Source organism: Frigoribacterium sp. VKM Ac-2859 (genome assembly GCF_013204925.1).
Lineage (GTDB): Bacteria > Actinomycetota > Actinomycetes > Actinomycetales > Microbacteriaceae > Frigoribacterium.
In genome coordinates this window covers 1,341,611-1,357,194 of sequence record NZ_JABMLC010000002.1, presented here as the reverse complement: position 1 = coordinate 1,357,194, position 15,584 = coordinate 1,341,611, and the positions used below count along the sequence as shown (strand labels likewise).

General features: G+C 73.3%; 17 protein-coding genes. 10 read left to right on the top strand and 7 right to left on the bottom strand.

From position 1 onward, the window contains the following. Positions 1–76 precede the first annotated feature (76 nt). From HQQ78_RS14260 to HQQ78_RS14250, 3 genes are read left to right on the top strand one after another with little or no spacing between them, the layout of a single operon-like run. Entirely contained in the window at positions 77–1,336 is a 1,260-nt protein-coding gene (locus HQQ78_RS14260; RefSeq protein ID WP_173154270.1) for a sensor histidine kinase, read from the top strand. Continuing rightward, complete coding sequence (locus HQQ78_RS14255; RefSeq protein ID WP_173154267.1) at positions 1,333–2,070, top strand: response regulator transcription factor; 738 nt, start codon at positions 1,333–1,335, stop codon at positions 2,068–2,070. The genes HQQ78_RS14260 and HQQ78_RS14255 overlap by 4 nt, the downstream gene beginning before the upstream one ends. Then, positions 2,067–3,032 carry a hypothetical protein gene (locus HQQ78_RS14250; protein ID WP_173154264.1) on the top strand — a complete coding sequence of 322 codons (966 nt, stop codon included), beginning with the start codon at positions 2,067–2,069 and terminating at the stop codon, positions 3,030–3,032. Before HQQ78_RS14255 ends, HQQ78_RS14250 begins: the two co-directional genes overlap by 4 nt. 43 nt (positions 3,033–3,075) lie before the next feature. On the opposite strand, the gene HQQ78_RS14245 is transcribed toward HQQ78_RS14250, so the two are convergent. Further along, positions 3,076–3,753 carry a ScbR family autoregulator-binding transcription factor gene (locus HQQ78_RS14245; RefSeq protein WP_173154261.1) on the bottom strand — a complete coding sequence of 226 codons (678 nt, stop codon included), beginning with the start codon at positions 3,751–3,753 and terminating at the stop codon, positions 3,076–3,078. Positions 3,754–3,968: 215 nt separating this feature from the next. Between HQQ78_RS14245 and HQQ78_RS14240 the strand changes: the two genes are divergently transcribed. After that, entirely contained in the window at positions 3,969–4,445 is a 477-nt protein-coding gene (locus tag HQQ78_RS14240; protein ID WP_054145054.1) for an N-acetyltransferase, read from the top strand. On the opposite strand, the gene HQQ78_RS14235 is transcribed toward HQQ78_RS14240, so the two are convergent. Continuing rightward, positions 4,435–5,406 (bottom strand): EamA family transporter, encoded by a 972-nt coding sequence (locus HQQ78_RS14235; RefSeq protein ID WP_173154258.1) that lies wholly within the window; start codon positions 5,404–5,406, stop codon positions 4,435–4,437. The genes HQQ78_RS14240 and HQQ78_RS14235 overlap by 11 nt on opposite strands. 71 nt (positions 5,407–5,477) lie before the next feature. On the opposite strand from HQQ78_RS14235, the gene HQQ78_RS14230 reads away from it, so the two are divergent. The 3 genes from HQQ78_RS14230 (at position 5,478) to HQQ78_RS14220 (ending at position 6,975) form a co-directional block, all read left to right on the top strand. Beyond that, entirely contained in the window at positions 5,478–6,377 is a 900-nt protein-coding gene (locus tag HQQ78_RS14230; RefSeq protein WP_159826661.1) for a LysR family transcriptional regulator, read from the top strand. Between the two features lie 89 nt (positions 6,378–6,466). Beyond that, on the top strand, positions 6,467–6,718 hold the full coding sequence (locus tag HQQ78_RS14225) for a type II toxin-antitoxin system Phd/YefM family antitoxin (RefSeq protein WP_173154255.1): 252 nt from the start codon (positions 6,467–6,469) through the stop codon (positions 6,716–6,718). After that, on the top strand, positions 6,715–6,975 hold the full coding sequence (locus HQQ78_RS14220) for a Txe/YoeB family addiction module toxin (RefSeq protein WP_173154252.1): 261 nt from the start codon (positions 6,715–6,717) through the stop codon (positions 6,973–6,975). The genes HQQ78_RS14225 and HQQ78_RS14220 overlap by 4 nt, the downstream gene beginning before the upstream one ends. A gap of 10 nt (positions 6,976–6,985) precedes the next feature. Here HQQ78_RS14220 and HQQ78_RS14215 read toward each other — a convergent pair whose 3' ends face one another. Then, positions 6,986–8,278, bottom strand: coding sequence for a M23 family metallopeptidase (locus tag HQQ78_RS14215; RefSeq protein WP_173154249.1), 1,293 nt, complete (start codon positions 8,276–8,278; stop codon positions 6,986–6,988). 336 nt (positions 8,279–8,614) lie between these two features. Here HQQ78_RS14215 and HQQ78_RS14210 point away from each other — a divergent pair, with 336 nt between their 5' ends. Next, positions 8,615–9,685 (top strand): glycoside hydrolase family 6 protein, encoded by a 1,071-nt coding sequence (locus HQQ78_RS14210; protein WP_173154246.1) that lies wholly within the window; start codon positions 8,615–8,617, stop codon positions 9,683–9,685. 138 nt (positions 9,686–9,823) lie between these two features. On the opposite strand, the gene HQQ78_RS14205 is transcribed toward HQQ78_RS14210, so the two are convergent. Further along, positions 9,824–10,258, bottom strand: coding sequence for a MerR family transcriptional regulator (locus HQQ78_RS14205; RefSeq protein WP_173154243.1), 435 nt, complete (start codon positions 10,256–10,258; stop codon positions 9,824–9,826). A 98-nt stretch (positions 10,259–10,356) separates the two neighbouring features. Here HQQ78_RS14205 and HQQ78_RS14200 point away from each other — a divergent pair, with 98 nt between their 5' ends. Beyond that, a complete protein-coding gene (locus HQQ78_RS14200; RefSeq protein WP_173154240.1) occupies positions 10,357–12,003 on the top strand; it encodes a SulP family inorganic anion transporter in 1,647 nt (548 codons plus the stop codon). Positions 12,004–12,161: 158 nt separating this feature from the next. On the opposite strand, the gene HQQ78_RS16495 is transcribed toward HQQ78_RS14200, so the two are convergent. Both HQQ78_RS16495 and HQQ78_RS14190 read right to left on the bottom strand, forming a co-directional pair. Beyond that, positions 12,162–13,220, bottom strand: a complete 1,059-nt coding sequence (locus HQQ78_RS16495) for a C40 family peptidase (protein WP_173154237.1) — start codon at positions 13,218–13,220, stop codon at positions 12,162–12,164. 221 nt (positions 13,221–13,441) lie between these two features. Continuing rightward, entirely contained in the window at positions 13,442–14,083 is a 642-nt protein-coding gene (locus HQQ78_RS14190) for a DUF1992 domain-containing protein (protein ID WP_082460116.1), read from the bottom strand. 160 nt (positions 14,084–14,243) lie between these two features. On the opposite strand from HQQ78_RS14190, the gene HQQ78_RS14185 reads away from it, so the two are divergent. Next, positions 14,244–14,660: a hypothetical protein gene (locus tag HQQ78_RS14185; protein WP_056044345.1), complete on the top strand. Its 417-nt coding sequence runs from the start codon at positions 14,244–14,246 to the stop codon at positions 14,658–14,660. Positions 14,661–14,871: 211 nt separating this feature from the next. Here HQQ78_RS14185 and HQQ78_RS14180 read toward each other — a convergent pair whose 3' ends face one another. Continuing rightward, complete coding sequence (locus HQQ78_RS14180) at positions 14,872–15,363, bottom strand: hypothetical protein (RefSeq protein WP_173154234.1); 492 nt, start codon at positions 15,361–15,363, stop codon at positions 14,872–14,874. Positions 15,364–15,584 lie beyond the last annotated feature (221 nt).

Here is a 15,584-nt window from a genome sequence, read left to right as displayed (position 1 = left end):
GGCGCGTTCGTCCTCAAGGATGAAAACCCCGCAGGAGGCGCGCGCGGCCGGTCGACGACGCCTTACGGTCGTCGACATGGACACCATCCCCGACGACCTGCGCACCTGGGTGCCGCGCCTCGCGGCCCCCGTCGGCGCCGCGGTCTTCGTGCTGCTGTGGTCGATCGCCGAGGCCGGCCGGGGCGAGATCGTCGAGAACGTCGTCCTGTTCGGGCTCTTCGGCCTGGCCGTCGGCCTCGCGGTCTGGATGCCGTGGACGTCGATCGGCCTGATGGTGACGATCCCGGCCCTGCAGCTCGCCGGCTGGGTGCAGCCCCCGACGGACACCACCTGGCCCACGTACCTCGCCCTCGCGTTCGTGTCGTTCTTCGCGGCGTTCGCCCGCTCGGTCGCCGTGCGGCTGGTCGCCCTCGCCGCCGCCGGCCTCGCGTCGGGACTCGCCGCGATCGCGATGGCCGTGCCCACCCTCGCGCGACCGTACGTGTGGTCGTCGTGGGTCGGCGGCGGCCAGGGCACGAAGACCGACGTGATCACCCTGGCGGCCTCGCTCTTCGGTGCCGCGGCCGCGGCCTGGGCGGTCGGCATCTTCCTCTCGAGCGTGCTGCGGGTCCGCCGCATCGGGCAGGTGCTCGAGCGCACCGAGACGCGCTTCCACGAGACGGACTTCGAGCTGCGCCTCGCCCACGACCGTGCCCGGATCTCCCGTGACGTGCACGACGCCCTCGCCCACTCGCTGGCGGTGATCGTGTCGCAGGCGCAGGGCGCCCTCGCGTTGTCGGCGACCCGTCCCGAGGTCGTCGAGCAGGCGCTGCGCACGATCGCCGACGTCGGCCGCACCTCGTTGGTCGACGTGCGGCACCTGGTCGAGCGCATCCAGCAGGACGCCGACGACGTGACGCCCCGCGAGACCCTCGCCGACCTCGACCGACTCGCGACGACGATGCGCGACGTGGGCATGACCGTCACCCTGCGGCACCTCGGCGACGCCTCCGAACTGTTGCCCTCGCAAGAACTCGCGGTCTTCCGCATCGTGCAGGAGAGCCTGACCAACGCCCTCAAGCACTCCGGCTCGTCGAGCACGGTCGACGTCGCCCTCGACTGGCGGGGGCCCGGCCTCGCCCTGCTGGTGACGTCCTCGGGCGACGACCCGCTCGTCGCCGCCCGCCGCGGCACCGGCCGGGGCACCGGCATCGCCAGCATGACCGAACGGGCCCGGCTCGCCGGTGGCTGGCTGACGGCCGAGCTCGGCGACGACGGCGTCTTCGTCGTCACCGCCTTCCTGCCGACTCCCGAACCGATCGGACTCCTGCAGTCCTGGACGGAGCAACCCGCATGACCGACGTGACGACCGCGACGAGGCGCACCGCGCCTCCCGCCCTCGTGAGGGTGGTCGTCGTCGACGACCAGCCGCTGTTCGCCTCCGGGCTGCAGATGCTGATCGAGGCGCAAGCCGACCTGGTCTGCGTGGGCACGGCCGTCGACGGGGCGGCCGGGGTCGCCCTGGTCGAGCGTGAGCGGCCCGACGTCGTGCTGATGGACCTGCGCATGCCCGTGATGAACGGCCTCGAGGCCACCACGCGCATCGTGGCGGCGGCCGGCACCGACCCCGACTCGGCCCCGCGCGTCGTCGCCCTGACCACGATCCAGCGTGACGAGGCCGTGTTCAGCGCGTTGAAGGCCGGGGCCTACGCGTTCCTCACGAAGGACGCCACGCCCGACGAGGTCCTGACGACGATCCGCGCGGCGGCGGCCGGCGAGCCCGTCCCGACCACGGCCGCCGCTCTCGACGTCGTGCACGCGTTCGCCGTGCCGACCCCGTCGCCGAAGCGGCGGACCGAACCGCTCGAGGTGCTCTCGCCCCGCGAGCGCGAGATCTTCCTGCTCGTCGCACGGGGTCTGAGCAACGCCGAGATCGCCGAGAGCGCGTGGCTGAGCGAGGCGACGGTCAAGAGCCACGTGCGCGCCGTCCTGCAGAAGCTCGGCATGCGCAACCGCGTGCAGATCGTCGTCTTCGCCTACGAGAACGACCTGGTGAGCCCGGCCCGCGACGACGAGGGGGCCACGCGATGACCGACGAGAAGAACGTCCCGACCCGCGACGTTCCGCCCCGCGGAGTCTCGCCTCGACAGCGACGCGCGAAGCGGGTGACGCTCGCAGCCGTGGTCGCGGTCGTCGCCGGCGTCGTCGCCTACGGCATCCCGGCCAATGCGGCCTACGCCCTGCCCGACCTCCCCGAGAAGGACGTCGACGCGTGGACGATGCCGCTCGACCGGTACGTACCGGTCGGCGAGACCTCGTCGTCCTACGCCCTCCTGCTCGTCGCGCAGCAGTGCATGGTCGCGGCCGGTCACGACGACTTCGTGGTGCCGTGGCGGGACGTGGCGGCGGGCGACCGGGCGGGCGAGCTGTCGATGAACGGCTCGCTGCGCCTCCGGGCCTTCGACCTGGCGACGGCCGAGACCCGCGGCTACCACGCCCTGTCGGTCATCGACGCGGGGGCGGCCGCCTGGTCCGAGTTCTCGTCGCAACCCTGGACGGACGAGAGGACCGCCCGGTTCGACACCTGCGTGCAGCGCGCCCGCGGGACGGTGCCGTCACTGGACGACTACTCGAACCGCACCCAGTCGCTCGTCCGCCTGAACAACGCCGCGTTCGAGGGGGCCCGTGACGACCCCACGGTGACCGCGACCTGGGACGACTGGCGCGGGTGCATGCAGGACGCCCGGGTGGGCGACGTGGCCTCCGACCCGTCGGGCATGCCGACCCTCGAGATGGCCGACCGGTTCGAGACGCTCGACTCGAGCACGTCGCCGACCGACGACGAGATCGAGATCGCGACGGCCGACGCCCGGTGCCGTGAGTCCTCCGGCTACCGCGACGCCCTCTACGAGGCCGAATGGCACCGACAACTCACCGTGCCGCACGACGACGGCGAACTGCTCTCCGGGATCGACACGGCGGCCCTGGCTGCGGACAACGCGGAGATCCGGCGGGTGCTGGCCGAGCTCACCCCACCGCGGCCACCGTCCTGACCCGCCCCCTCCTCGAGGGACTGGGAAACCGGTCGGCCAGTATCTAAACTGGGTCCACAGAGGACGCGTCGGGGGACGGGGGAACATCCGACGGCCTGATCAGCGGGGGCAACGAGCTGGTCAGGCCTTCGTGCCCGGGGGCCACGACCGTCGGCAGCACGAACGCCCACATGTCGCGCAGCCGGTCGAAGAGGTCGGCGCGGCCGGTCAGGGCCTGCGACACGATGTGCACGCCGGCGTACGACCCGACGACGAACCGGGCGACGCTCTCGACGTCGGTGTCGGCCCGGAAGTCGCCCTCGGCGACCGCGCGCTCGACGAGCCCCGAGATCTGGGCCTGCCAGTCGAGGTACGGGTGCTCGACCCGGAGGTCGCGGCTGGGCGACTGAGTGGTCAGCCGGATGCCCGCCGTGACGAGCACCTCGGTGGTGAGCTGCGTGGCGAGCGACGCGCACGAGAGCATGAGCGCCTCGGCACCGCTGCCCGCGGTCTCGGACACCCGGTCGGCGTAGGCGCGCGAGAGCGCGTGCTGCTCGGCGATGACCGCGTTCGCGAGGTCGGCCTTCGAGCGGAAGTGGAAGTAGAGCGCACCCTTGGTCACGGTGGCGGTCTCGGCGACGAGGTCGAGCGAGGCCTCGCTGTAGCCGTGCTCGTCGAAGACGACGGCGGCCCCTCGGATGATGGCGGCGCGGGTCGCCTGGGCACGTTTCTGCTGGGGCATCGGGTGGGTCTCTCCTGCGGGTCGAGACGGTGCCCCTGCGAGGCACCGCACGGCCGCCCCCCGCCGGCCGCTGCACACGTTACCGGGGCGACCTGCGCCACCCCGACAGCCGCCGGGGTACGCGCAGCAGGGCGTTTCGGGGTACGACCGACCGGTCCGCCTGCGGCTCGTGACGCCGCGTGCCGCGCATGGTCACGGCGCGCTAGCGTGCGGGCATGACGCTCAGCCTCGTGCCCATGCCCACCTCCCGCCTCGTGCCCTGGATGCGACGCTCGACCGCCGAGTACGAGAAGTCCCGCGTGCTCGCCGGCGAGACCCCCGAGCAGGCCGCCGAGGCCGCCCGACGCTCGTTCGGCGAGGCCTTCCCCGACGGGGCACCGGCCGAGGGCCACCTCGTCTACGACGTCATCGACGACGCCCGACCGGGTGAGCCCGTCGGCATCCTCTGGATCGCACCCCGCGTGCCCGGCTCGTCGGACTGGTGGGTCTTCGACGTCGAGATCGACGAGGCCCACCGCGGCGCCGGACTCGGCCGGGCGACGATGCTCCTCGCCGAGCAGGCCGCCGCCCGTCACGGCGCCGAGACCCTCGGCCTGAATGTGTTCGGCTACAACGAGGTCGCCCGCCACCTCTACGAATCGCTCGGCTACGAGACGACCGCCGTGCAGATGAAGAAGCCCGTCACCGCCTGAGGGGCGACCCGGGAGGCGCGGTGTCGGTCTCGGGGACGGGCACCGGCTCGGGCGGGGCGACCCGCGCCTCCTCGGGGTCGCCGTCCACGGCGCGGGCCCTGGGCACGCGGCTGGCGTAGAGCACGCCGCCGACCACCGCGACGCCGGCGACGAGCTCGACCAGGTCGGGCACCTCGCCGAACGCCAGCCACGAGGCCAGCACGCCGACCACGGGCACGAGCATCGAGAACGGTGCGACGGTGGCCGAGGGGTAGACCGAGAGCAGGCGCGTCCAGATGCCGTAGCCCACGACCGAGGCGATCAGCACGAGGTAGAGCAGGCAGAGCACCGACGGCAGCGCCTCGAGCGTGAAGACCGTGCCGAGGCTCTCACCGATGCGCTCGGGGCCCTCGACGACGAACGACAGGGCGAGCATCGGCACCGGCGCGACGATCGACATCCACAGCGTCAGGTGCATCGGGTTGGGCGGCGCGGCCCGTCGGACGGCCACGTTGCCGATCGCCCAGCCGAGCGCACCGCACAGCGTCAGCACGACGGGCAGCAGCGCCGCGACCTGCGACCGGTGCCCCGCGATGACGACGAGCCCCACCACCGCGATGCCGATGCCGATCGCCTGTCGGCGGGTGATGCGCTCTCGCAGCCAGAAGCCGGCGATCACGACCGTGAACGGCGCCGACGCCTGCAACACGAGCGAGGCGAGACCCGAGGGCATGCCCGCCGCGATGCCGAGGTAGAGGAAGGCGAACTGCAGCATGCCGAGGGTGGCCCCCACGAGCAGGAGGCGCGACCACGGGATCGCCGGACGCGGCACCAGCAGCACGGTCGGCACCGCGAGCAACGTGAAGCGCAGCGCCACGAGCAGGAACGGCGGGAAGTGCTCGAGGGCGATCGCCGTCACGGGGAAGTTGATGCCCCAGCAGACGGCGACGACGAGGGCGAGGAGGCGGTCACGGACGGTCACGTCTCCATCGTGGCGTGCCGGACCGTTCAGGACCAGCGCAGATCACCGCGTGCACTTTGTAGGCTGCCTTCATGGACCTGTCCCATCTCGACCTGCTGCGGGAACTCGCCGACCGCGGCAGCGTCACCGCCGTCGCGACCGCCACGCACCGGTCACCCAGCGCCGTGTCACAGCAGCTGAAGACGGTGCAGCGTCAGCTCGGGGTCGAGCTCGTCCGTCGCGTCGGCCGGGGCGTCGTGCTCACGGAGGAGGGCCGGGCGCTGGCCCGGGCGTCGGTCGGGGTCGCGACCGCGGTCGCCGAGGCCGAGGCGGCGTTCGACGCCGTCCGCGGAGGCACGGGTGGCGTCGTGCGGGTGTCCGTGTTCGCCTCGGCGGCCGAGCTCCTGCTGCCCGGAGTGCTGCACCGCATGCGGTCGCACCCGGGCATCGAGCTCGACGTGGCCGACCGCGACGTCTCCGAGGACGAGTTCGCCCCGCTGACGGCGGACTTCGACGTGGTGCTCGCCCACCGGTCGGACGGCGTGCTGCCGCCGGGCCGAGCGTCGACGACCGTCGTGTCGCTGCTGCGCGAACCGCTCGAGGTCGCCCTCCCCCTCGGCCACCGACTGGCCGACCGCAGTCGGGTGGCCGTCGACGACGTCATCCGCGAGCCCTGGATCGGCGTGCCCGAGGGCTACCCGATCGACCGCGTGCTGGTGGCGATGGCCCTGCAATCGGGCGTCGCACCCGAGGTCGTCCACCGCACGGTGCACCTGCCCCTGATCGAGAACCTCGTGGCGGCCGGCCACGGGGTCGCCCTCGTCCCGCGCCACACGTCGGCCTCGCGGGCGCCCGGCCGGTTCCACCTCGCGACGCTCGAGAACGTCCGCGCCGGGCGCCACCTCGAGGCGCTGATGCGACCCGACCGGGCGGCCCGGCCGGCCGTCCGCACCGTCGTCGACGAGATCCGGGCCGAAGCCGCGTCGATCTGACGAACCGATGGATGAGGCGCGCGAAGCCTCGTCGCCGTCTTGTGACGCGGACCTCTCGGACGTACAATTTCCTGTACTCAGGAGGCACGATGAAGACACTCACCTATTCCGAGTCGCGGGCGAACTACGCGGCGACGCTCGACGCGGTCATCGACGATCGCGAAGAGGTCGTCATCACCCGCGCCCGGCACGATCCCGTCGTGCTCGTCGCGCTCGACGACTACGAGTCGTTGAAAGAGGCGGCCTACCTCTTGCGCAGCCCGGCCAACGCGCGGCGCCTGCTCGGCGCGATCGAGCGTCTGAGCGAGGGTGGCGGGAGCGAGCGAGAACTGCACGGATGAGGATCGTCTTCGACGACGACGCCTGGGACGACTACGTGTACTGGCAGACGCAAGACCGGAAGGTGCTGAAGCGCATCGACACCCTGATCCGCGACGTCGAACGCAACGGGAACGAAGGCATCGGCAAGCCCGAGGCCCTGAAGCACGGCTTCCACGGATTCTGGTCTCGCCGCATCACCGACGAGCACAGGTTGGTCTACAAGGTGACCGAGACGGACGTCCTGATCGCGCAGTGCCGCTACCACTACTCGGGCTGAACTCGGGTCGTCAGCGGACGCCCTTCGACGCGAGGAAGACCACGGGGTCGGTCGGGACGCCGCCCTGCCGCACCTCGAGGTGCAGGTGGCAGCCGGTCGAGCCGCCCGAGGTGCCGACGCCGGCGATGTTCTGGCCGACCGCGACCTGCTGGCCGACCGAGACGTAGATGCCGTTGCGTTCCATGTGGGCGTAGGCGCTGCTGACCCCGCCGCCGTGGTCCACGACGATCAGGTTGCCGTAGCCGCTCGACGGCCCGGCGTAGCTGACGCGACCGGCCGACACCGAGTAGATCGGCGTGCCGCAGGAGGCCCCGAAGTCGGCTCCGGCGTGCAGCTTGTACTCGCCCGTGATCGGGTGGATGCGGTAGCCGTAGGCCTGGTACGAGCCGAACGCGCGGATGGCGGCGACCCACCCGGTGCCCGGGTCGGGCACGGTGACGCCCGGGCCGGGACCGCCCGTGCCCGGCGCGACGGGACCCGTGCCACCACCCGCGGCGGGAGCGGGACGCGCGGCGGCGGCGGCGGCCGCAGCCGCGGCCGCCTGTGCCTGCGCATAGGCCTGCTCGAGCGTCATGCGGTCGTCCTCGAGCAGGGCGACCTGGGCGGCGAGGGTGGCCTTCTCGTCGTCGACGGCCGCGAGGTCGGCCTCGGCCGTCACGCTGGCCGCGGCCGCCTCGTCGAGTGCGGTCTGCGCGTCGGCCGCGAGCCGGTCGCGTTCGGCGAGCGCCACGGCGGCCTGGTCGGCCAGCGAGGTCGCGAGGTTGTCGGCGGCCTGGGCCCGCTCGCGGAGGCGACCGACGTTCTCGCCCAGCTTGCTCGACAGGCTCAGCCCCTTGAGCACCTCTTGGGCGCCGTCGCCGGCCGCGAGCAGGTCGCCCACCATGCCCCCGCTGCCGGGGCGGGCCAGCAGGGCGGCGGCCTGGCCGACGACCCGTCGTGAGGAGTCGGCGGTCTCGCGGGCCTCGGCCCGGCGCGTCTCGAGCCGCTCGTGCCGTGCGGTCGCCTCGTCGACGGCGGCCTGGGCCTCGCCCAGCACGCGACCGGCCTCGTCCGCCGAGGTGCGGGCGGCCTCGGCACGGGCCGAGGCCGCGTCGAGCGCCGTCTGCAGGTCGGCGAGCGCCTTCTTCTTGGCGGACTCGTCGTCGCGGGCGGCGAGGACGGCCTGCCAGGTCGGGGCGGCGGCGATCGCGCGGTCGGGGACGAGGAGCGTGGCGAGCACGGCCAGCACGAGGGCGACGGTGGCTGCCGACGTCCGGCGGCGGAGGGGGCTCGAGAGGGGAACGGGGCGGACGGAGTGGGACATGGCTCTCTGTCTGTCAGGTGCACGCGTCGCGTGCGGTGGTGCAGGGGCGTCCGCGCTCGGGCCTCGCGGAGCACCCACACTACCGAGCCGCTCCGGGACGGAAGCGGCGTGCTCGCCCCGCACCGCGCCTCCTCGGGGCGGTGGCCGGGCTGGGGACGAGACGTCGACGCGGCGCCGTCAGCGATGCCGACGCCTCGGCGAAGCGGCGCCGACCCGGCGCCCGCGAGGTACGGTCGTGTCCCCCTTTCGGCCCCTGTGCGTCGGCCGGCATCCGTGGTCGACTGTCCCTTCCACCACCGTCGGGGCAGCTCCCCGAGTGCGCCGAGAGAGGCGCAGATGGCATCGTCCCGACCGGCCCGCTCCACCCTCGGCCTGATCGCCGCGGCCGCCGTCGTCCTGCTGACCGCGTGCTCGTCGGGCGACGCCACCCGTCCGACGCCGACGGGCGCACCGGCCACGCCGACGCCGACCCCGACGTCGCAGGCGACCCGGGTGACGCCCGAGACGATCCGCACGGCTCCGTCCGGCACGGTGTTCCACGGGGGCATCGCGCTCGAGCCGAACTCGCTGGCGATCCGGGCCGAGGCCACGCTGAGCGCCGACGGCGAGACGGACGCCGCGCGGGCCGCGGCCCTCATCGCGAAGCGCCCCGTGGCGATGTGGATCGGCGACGGCTACGACGACGCCCAGCTCGTGAAGGTGATCACCGACTACCTGGCCGCCGCCGAGGACCAGGGGGCGACGCCCGTGTTCGTCACCTACGCGATCCCCGACCGGGACTGCGGCAACTACTCGGCCGGTGGCCTGTCCGTCGAGCGCTACCCCGCCTGGAACGCGACCATCGCGGCCACCCTCGCCGGGCACCGGGCCGTCGTCATCGTCGAACCCGACTCGCTCGGCATCCTGAGCCGGTGTCCTCAGCTGGCCGACACGCGCCTCCCCCTGCTGAAGCAGGCCGTCGCCGACTTCGCGGCGGCCGGCGTGCCCGCCTACCTCGACGGCGGCAACTCGCACTGGGTGCCGCCCGAGGTGATGGCCGAGCGGCTCGAGGCGGCGGGCATCGAGCAGGCCCGCGGCTTCTTCACCAACGTCGCGGGCTTCTACCCCGTGGGCGACGAGCAGCCCTACGCCGAGGAGGTCGCGGCGATGACGGGCGGCAGCCGCTACGTGATCGACGTGTCGCGCAACGGCCGCGGCTGGAAGGGGACGTGGTGCAACCCCGAGGACGTCGGCCTCGGCCAGGACCCCCGCGTGGTGTCCGACGACGGCCGCCTCGACGCCCTGCTCTGGGTCAAGACGCCGGGCATCAGCGACGGCACCTGCAACGACGGCCCCCCGGCCGGTGAGTGGTACCCGTCGTACGCCGAGATGCTCGTCGACCGCCGCCCCGAGTGGGCCCGCAGCTGACGCGCGGTCGGCCGGCCCGCCCCGGGACCGCGCCACGAGATGAACACGCCGCCACATCATCGAGTGGCGGCGTGTTTACTTCGTGGCGGCTTGAGCCGAGCGACCGGGCCGGGCCGGGCCGGGCCGGGCCGGCGGTGTCTAGCCCAGGCGGGCGCGCAGCAGCTCGAGGAACTCGTCCGCCATCGCGAGCTGACGCTCGAGCTTCGCGCGACGCTCGACGGTCTCGTCGATGAACGCCGCCAAGGAGGCGCGGGTCGCCTGACCGCGCCCGTCGCCCTCGTCGCCCGCCCCGGCGCCGTCGACCGCGGCGGCCGCGTCGTCCGCCCCGCCGTCGAGTGCGTCGACGACCCGCAGCAGTTCGGCCATCTCGTCGAGGCTGAACCCGAGCGGCTTCATGCGTCGGATCACCATGAGCCGCAGGTAGTCGTCGTGCGTGTAGAGCCGGAATCCGCCCTCGCTGCGGCCCGTCGGCGTCAGCAGACCGACCTCGTCGTAGTGGCGGATCGTGCGCAGGGACATCTCGGTGCGCTCGGCCAGCTCGCCGATCTGCATCGTGGCGGTCTCGTCGGGCATGGGATCTCGTTTCATCTCTACCCTCACGTAAGGGTAGGGTTGCATCGTACGGCAGTGTCGCCGACTCCCCATTCTTCCGCACACCCCAGGAGTCCTCCGTGACCACTGCCCACGACTCCGACCGCGCGCGCCCTGAACCCGCCGCGCGGTCGGTCCTCCCCGTCCGCCCCACCGACACGGTGCTGTCCGTGTTGCGCAACCCGCGCCTCCTGACCCGCGAGGCCCTGGCCGGCGTCGTCACGACGCTCGCGCTCGTGCCCGAGGTCATCTCGTTCTCGGTGATCGCCGGGGTCGACCCGATGGTCAGCCTCGTCGCGTCGATCGTGCTCGCGCTCGTCATGTCGGTCCTCGGCGGCCGGCCGGCGATGGTGACCGCGGCCGCGGGCTCGGTCGCCCTCGTCATCGCGCCACTGGTCCGCGAGCACGGCACCGACTACGTGCTGCCCACGGTCGTGTTGGCCGGGCTCGTGCAGCTCGCGTTCGGGCTCGCCGGTCTCGCCCGACTGATGCGGTTCATCCCCCGCTCGGTCATGATCGGCTTCGTCAACGCGCTCGGCGTGCTGATCTTCGTGGCGCAGGTGCCGCACATCATCGACCAGCCGTGGGTCGTCTACCCGCTGTTCGCCCTGACCATCGCGATCGTCGTGCTGCTGCCGAAGGTGACGAAGGCCGTGCCGGCGCCGCTCGTCGCCATCGTCGTCGTGACGGTCATCGCCGTGGCCGCCCGCCTCGACGTGCACACCGTCGGCGACGAGGGCCCGATGGGCGGCGGCCTGCCCGGCCTCACCCCGTGGCTCGCCCCGTTCACCCTCGAGACGCTGCAGATCATCTGGCCGACCGCCCTCAGCGTCGCCTTCGTCGGCCTGATGGAGACCCTGCTGACCGCGAAGCTCGTCGACGACCTCACCGAGACCCCGTCGCACAAGGGCAAGGAGTCCTGGGCGCTCGGCGTCGCGAACATCGCGGCGGGCTTCTACGGCGGCATCGCCGGCTGCGCCATGATCGGCCAGACCGTCGTCAACGTGAAGATCGGGCGGGCCCGCACGCGGGTGTCGACCATCGCGGCGGGGCTCTTCCTGCTGTTGCTGGTCACCGGGCTGAGCGCGGTGATGTCGACGATCCCGATGGTGGCGCTGGCCGCGGTCATGATGATCGTCGCGATCACCACCGTCGACTGGCACTCGCTGAAGCCGTCGACCCTCCGCCGCATGCCCGTGCCCGAGACACTGGTCATGGTGGTCACGGTGGCGGTGGTCGTCGCGACGAACAACCTCGCCCTCGGCGTCGCGGTCGGCGTGCTCCTCGCGATGGTGCTGTTCGCCCGCCGCGTGGCCCACGTGATCACGGTCGAGCGGCACGTGACGCCGGCCCCCGCGGGCGCCGGCGTCACCTCCGGCACCGGCACCCTGGGCACCGCCAGCGACACGGTCGATGTCACCCCGAGCGCAGGAGGCGCGGGTGCCGTCGTCGACGGACCCCCGGCCCCCGAGACGGTGCGGTACGACGTCGTCGGCCCGCTGTTCTTCGGCAGCAGCAACGACCTCGTCGAGCACTTCTCCTACGGAGACGACCCCGCGACGGTCACCGTCGACCTGTCCCGCGCCCAGGTGTGGGACGCGTCGAGCGTCGCCGCCCTCGACTCGGTCGACGAGAAGTTCCGGGCACACGGCGTGACGGCGACGTTCGTCGGGCTGGACGACCGTAGCGAGGCGTTCCACGGCCGACTCACCGGCCGCCTTGGGTAGCGGGTCCGCAGCACGGGCATGCGACACCGCGGCACGGCGCCTGCCGCAGAACGGACGGACGGCGGAGCCCCGGAGGCGCGGGTCGTCAGGTCAGGACGCGAAACCGCCCTGCGCGGTCGAGGCTGAACCCGAGCCCGAGCCCGAGCCCGAGGGACGGCTCAGCCGTCGATGCGGACGAAGTGGTGCGCCTGGTTCCAGATCGGGCGGACGTCGACGAAGCCGCCGGGCTTCGGGGCGTCGAGGATCATGCCGTTGCCGGCGTAGATGCCGTCGTGGGCCAGGTTGTCGAACACGACGAGGTCGCCGGGGACCGCCTCGGACTCGGGGATGGTCCGGCCCTCGGTGTTCTGTGTCGGCACGTAGTGGGTCAGCTCGATGCCGAACTGCGCGTAGACGAACGTGATGAGGCCCGAGCAGTCGAACTTCGAGGGGTCTTCGCCGCCGTGCACGTACGGCGTGCCGATGTACTGCAGCGCGACCGCGAGTACCTGGTCGCGGTCGAGTTCGGGGTAGAGCGGGTTCGCGAGGTAGTCGGCCGTGGTCGGCCCCTCGTAGGTCGTGTTCGCCGCGGCCTTGCGGTTCTGCAGGTTCTGCGTCACGACGTCGACCATCGACGTGGCCGAGTAGGCGTCGCGGGCGGTCTCGTCGGACTCGTCGGTCAGCGAGGCGGTGTCGACCGACAGCGTCTGCGAACCGAGCGACGACCGCGCCGTCGCACCCGCGGCAACGGCCTGGGCCTCGTCGCCGGTGGTCGCGAGCAGGGGGAGGACGCCGCTGGCGGCGAAACCGACGATCGCGGTGACGATGGAGAGCTTCTTGACGGCGGTGCCGACGCTGCGCGCCGCACCGGGGCGACCGGCGGCCGCACGGGTCGGCGACGCGGGACGTGCGGCCACGACCGCGGCACGGCGAGCGCGGCGCGACGGACGGGCAGGTGCCGGGTGGCCGGTGGACGAGGAGGCGCGGGCCGCGTCCTCGGGACGAGCGGCGGCGCTGGCCGTGGCGGACTCTTCGAGACCGAGCAGGGGGCCGGTCTGAACCGGCGCGTCGGCGCGTCGGGGTCGGACGCGCGGGGCGACCGAGGCCTCGGCGGCACCGACGAGGGCGGGGCACTCGACGAAGGACTCACGATGCGAGGTGGGGAGGACGTCCCGTCGGGCACGGCGTTCGCGACGCTCGAGGGCGAGGCGGGCCGAACGCTCTCCGAGCGGTCGCACACCGGTCGAGCCAGCCTGACCCGCAGGACGCTGACCAGCACTTTCGACGTGACCAGCCGTCGCGCCACCCTGATCCGGAGAGGTCGGGGAGGCGGGCTTCGTCACGCGTGCGGTCCTCTCGTCTGGGGGTGGTGCGAACACTCGACCCTAGCGCGCATCATCCTCGAGGTGTAGTTCTCACCCGAAAAAGATCACGAACAGGTCACGAGGCCAGGCGGGCATCACTCGTCGGATGACGGCGGCTCACCCGACCCGGACGAGGAGCCCGGGTCGCCTCGGCGCCGCTTGAGCTCGCGTCGCAGGGCCCGCCGTTCGCGCCAGCTCGGGGGTGGTGGCGGCACGGCGGCGGCCTCGGCGGCCCGGCGCGCCTGCCGCCTCTCGTGCCAGAGCAGGACCTCGCCGTCGACGTCCCGCGTGGGCGTCACGACCGGGGGTCCGCCGGACAACTGGCGCCTGGCCTCGACGATGCGCGCGTTGAAGTCCTCGAGGTGCGACCGCACGGCGGCCTCGGAGCGCAGCCGGTCGAGTTCCGCGTGCAGACCCGTGCTCTCGGCGCGCAGCGACAGGGCCGGAGGGGCGAGCCCGGTGAGCCCCTCGCGCTCGATCAGACCGCGGAGCCACCAGTCGGGGTCGACCGTGCCGCCGGCCAGGCCGGGCAGCGGCTTGCCGGCGAGCGGCAGGTCGTCGAACTCGCCACGGGCGATCGCCTGGTCGATGGCGGTGCGGGCCCAGGCCCGCATCTCGGCGGCCGTGCGGGTGTCGCGGGGCGCGTCGTCGCTCGGCACGTCGCCGTCGACCCGGTAGCGGGCCGCGTCGACGCGGTGGTCGCGACCCTGCGGTCGTCGTTCGGGTTCTCGGTCCATGCGCCGCGCCTCCTGCGCTCGTCGTGGGGCGGCGGACGGTGCCCGGCCGTCGCTCCTGGTCGTTCGTGCTCTTCGGGGTTCGTGGCGTCGAGGGTACGCCGCACCACCGACGGTGACCGGGCCTACCCTGGAGGCCCCGCCCGCCGATCGAGGAGGCCCGATGCGCGACGCCGCCCCACCCGCCCCCCGCACGATCTCGGCGGCGTACGCCCTGTGGATCGCCGTCGTCGCCCTGGGCGTCGTCGGTGCCGTCCTGCTGATGCTGTTCGGCGGGCCGGCCCGGGTGTCGACGTCCGGCGGGGCCCTGGCCGACCCGCGCGGGGCGGACATCGCCGGCGGCGTGTTCGCGATCGTGGTCGCCCTGGTGCAGCTCGCGGTCGTGCGGTCGATGCGCGACGGGCGCCGCTGGGCACGCACCGTGCTGCTCGTGCTGACGATCCTGCAGGTGCTGGGCGGCGTGAGCGGGGCGAGCGGCGGCGGGGTGCTCGAGTGGGCGTCCGTGATCTGCGCGCTGATCGCCTGCCTGCTGATGCTGCTGCCGCCGTCGACGGCGTTCTTCGAGCGGCACGCCCGCTAGGCGCGTCGGCGCTCCACGACGCCCCGAGGAGGCGCGGGTCGTCCGGTGAGGAGGCGCGGGTCCTGCGGTGAGGAGGCGCGGGTCGTCAGGTGAGGAGGCGTGGGTCGCCCGGTGAGGACGCGCCGCCCGTCAGCGGAGGCGCGGGTCGCCCGGTGAGGACGCGCCGCCCGTCAGCGGAGGCGCGGGTCGCCCGGTGAGGACGCGCCGCCCGTCAGACCGAGCGGCCCCGACCCCGGGCGCGCAGCACGTCGACGACGACCGCGCCGACCACGGCCCCGGCGCCGATCAGGGCGAGCACGGTGCTCGACCGGACGAAGTCCGAGCGGCGACCGCGGGGCAGGCGACCGGCCGCGAGGTCGTGCAGCAGCTGGCCGGACGCGGCGAGGCAGGCGGACTCGGCCTCGGCGTCGTGCAGCGACCAGTCCGGCACGGACACGTCGCCGATCACGCTGACGTCCCCGTTGTCCGCGTCGAACCAGACGTCGATCGGCGCCCGCCGTGGGCCCGTGATCGTCAGCACCCGCGACTGCCAGCCAGCACGACGGATCGCACCACCTGGCACCTCGTCGCCGACCCACGAGTGGACGACCCGCAGGCGCCCGCTCTCCTCCGCGGCGGCCAGGTCGAGTGCCCGCTGCAGCCGGTCGACGAACGGCGGACGCTCGGGTTCGGGCAACGAGATGGTCGGCAGGCCTCGGTACATGCCGACAGTGTGCCCCGCCCGCCTGGACGCCGCCGCACCCCGCAGGCCGGTCGGTCGGTCAGCCACCGCCACCTCGCCGGCCCGCCACGACGCCACAACGCCACGAAGTGAACAAGCCGCCACGAGAAAAGGTGGCGGCGTGTCCACTTCGTGGCGTGATGTCCACTTCGTGGCGGCGAGGGCACGGAGGCGCGGCGAGCGACTTGCGGACGGACGGACGG